Origin of the sequence: Aeromicrobium sp. (assembly GCF_050700635.1) — a bacterium.
In the GTDB taxonomy this organism is placed as follows: domain Bacteria; phylum Actinomycetota; class Actinomycetes; order Propionibacteriales; family Nocardioidaceae; genus Aeromicrobium.
In genome coordinates, this window is sequence record NZ_JBOHDT010000032.1 from 1 (window position 1) to 2,640 (window position 2,640).

Sequence of the window (2,640 nt, forward strand, 5' to 3'; positions counted from 1 at the left end):
ACGGACTCATCGGCGACGAGCTGCGCATGCTCGACGACCCGCAGGCGATCGTCATGGCGGTCCGCAAGGACGGTGCCGACGTCCCGGCCACCGGCTGGCAGGTCGCCGAGGCCTTCCGTGGTGGTTCCAGCCATCTCGTCGTCTTCCTGCACGGCCTGTGCGAGGACGACGAGTCCTGGTCGCTCGGTGAACGTACTCGCGGAGCCACCTACCCGTCACGGCTGCGAGCCGAGACCGACGGAACCCCGGTCATGATCCGCTACAACACCGGCCTCCATGTCTCCGAGAACGGCAAGCACCTCGACGTCCTGCTTCAACAGCTCGTCGAGGCGTGGCCGGTCGCCGTCACGCGCATCACGCTGGTCGGTCACTCGATGGGCGGGCTCGTCGCCCGCGCGGCCACCAACCACGCCACTGCCTCCGGCCAGACGTGGCACCGTCTCGTCCGCGACGTGGTGTGCCTGGGCACACCGCACGGCGGAGCCGCACTCGAGAAGGTCGCGCACGTCGGCTCGCGAGTGCTCCGGTTCGTGCCGGAGACGAAACCGTTCAGCGCCATCCTCGAGTCGCGCTCGGCCGGAATCGTCGAACTGCGACACGGCTACATCAGCGATGTCGAGTGGGAAGGTCAGGACCTCACCCGCCAATGGGGCCTCGACCGCATCGCCGCGGCGCCGCTCGCGCACGCCGAGTACCACTTCGTGGCCGCCACCCTCGGTGCCTCCCAGCGGCACCCGTTCAGCTCGGTCGTCGGTGACCTCCTGGTGCACTTCTCCTCGGCCACGGGCGTCGGGCGCACGGGTCCGATCGTCGACGGAGCTCGGTTCGAGTACATCCCCAGTGCGCACCACTTCGCTCTGCTCAACCATCCGCAGATCGCCGACTGGATCGTCGAGTGGCTCAACGCCCGCGTCAGAAACCCCCGCGAGCTGACCACGTCCGGAAAGGCCGACGACCATGCCTGAGCGCGTCGCGCCCCTCGAAGCGAGCATCCACATCGACGCGCCGCCCGCGCGGGTCTGGGCGATTGTGTCCGACCAGCGCCGCATGAACGAGTGGAGCCCAGAGATCTGGCGCCAGAGGTTCTTCGGCGACGAGATCGGGGCCGGTACGCGCAGCATCAACATCAACAAGCGCAAGGGCTTCTTCTGGCCCACTGCCAGCAAGATCACCGAGTTCGTGCCCGAGAAGCGTCTCGCGTTCTACGTCACCGGCTCCTCCACCTTCTGGTCGTATGATCTTGCGCCGGAGGGCGACGGCACGCTGGTCATCGAGAGGCGCGACCTGAAGGGTGGCCGACGCGCGATCCTCTCCAAGGCCACGGCGGCGCTTGCGCTCGGGGGCATCGACGAGCACGACGTCGAGCTGTTCGCCGGCATGGAGGAGACCCTGGCGCGCATCAAGGCCGAGGCCGAGCGATAGACGGTCGGCACCCGTCTGCCGTCAGCGAACAGGGGGTGCCATCGCGTGTGTCGCGCACCCTCGCCGTCTAGGTTGGGGGACGTGAACACAGAGAACCCCCAACCGGCCCAGCGCAGCATGGCTGCTGGCGACCTCGGTCCGCAAGACCTCGACGGCCACATCTACCAGCGCCTCCTGAAGGAACGCATCGTCTTTCTCGGCTCGGAGGTCAAGGACCAGAACGCCAACGCGATCTGCGCCCAGATGCTCCTGCTCAACGCCGAGGACGACAAGTCCGACATCTTTCTGTACATCAACTCGCCCGGTGGCTCGGTCGACTCCGGCATGGCCATCTACGACACGATGCAGTTCATCCCCAACGACGTCGTCACCGTCGGTATGGGCCTGGCCGCCTCGATGGGGCAGTTCCTGCTGGCGGCCGGCACCAAGGGCAAGCGGTACGCCCTGCCGCACGCGCGCATCATGATGCATCAGCCGTCCGGCGGCATCGGCGGTTCCGCGTCCGACATCAAGATCCAGGCCGAGCAGAGCCTGCTGCTCAAGAAGCAGCTCAACGAGCTGCAGGCCCTCCACACCGGGCAGACGATCGACCAGATCGAGCTCGATTCCGACCGCGACCGGTGGTTCACCCCCCAGCAGGCCGTGGACTACGGCTTCATCGACCACGTGGTCCTGAGCGCAGGAGACCTCAAATGAGCTACTACATCCCGCAGTGGGAAGAGCGCACGTCCTACGGGTTCCGGCGCATCGACCCCTACGCCAAGCTGTTTGAGGACCGCATCATCTTCGTCGGCACGCCGATCAGCGACGACGTCGCCAACGCCGTCATGGCCCAGCTGCTGTGCCTGCAACAGATGGACCCGGATCGCGACATCCAGCTCTACATCAACTCGCCCGGCGGCTCCTTCACGGCGATGACGGCCATCTACGACACGATGCGCTACCTCAAGCCCGACGTGCAGACCGTCTGCCTCGGCCAGGCCGCCTCGGCCGCCGCCGTGCTTCTGGCCGCGGGTGTGCCCGGCAAGCGGTATGCCCTGCCGAACAGCCGCATCCTCATCCACCAGCCGTACACCGAGGGCACCGGAGGACAGATCTCCGACCTGGAGATCCAGGCCAACGAGATCATCCGCATGCGTACCCTGCTGGAGGAGATGATCGCCAATGCAACGGGGCAGAGCGCCGACGACGTCAGCCGCGACATCGAGCGCGACAAGA

Annotated in this window: 4 protein-coding genes; all 4 read left to right on the forward strand. The window is 66.8% G+C overall.

What is annotated here, in order from left to right:
• Positions 1-965, forward strand: a 965-nt coding sequence (locus ACRDPN_RS02180) for an esterase/lipase family protein (RefSeq protein WP_431445688.1), incomplete at its 5' end; no start/stop codon positions are given.
• Positions 958-1,422, forward strand: coding sequence for an SRPBCC family protein (locus ACRDPN_RS02185; RefSeq protein ID WP_431445689.1), 465 nt, complete (start codon positions 958-960; stop codon positions 1,420-1,422). The genes ACRDPN_RS02180 and ACRDPN_RS02185, both read left to right, overlap by 8 nt.
• 117 nt (positions 1,423-1,539) lie before the next feature.
• The gene (locus ACRDPN_RS02190) at positions 1,540-2,118 is read left to right on the forward strand and encodes an ATP-dependent Clp protease proteolytic subunit (protein WP_431445691.1); all 579 of its coding nucleotides are present in this window, start codon (positions 1,540-1,542) and stop codon (positions 2,116-2,118) included.
• Positions 2,115-2,640: ATP-dependent Clp protease proteolytic subunit (locus ACRDPN_RS02195; RefSeq protein ID WP_431445690.1), on the forward strand; the 526-nt coding region annotated here is incomplete at its 3' end. The genes ACRDPN_RS02190 and ACRDPN_RS02195, both read left to right, overlap by 4 nt.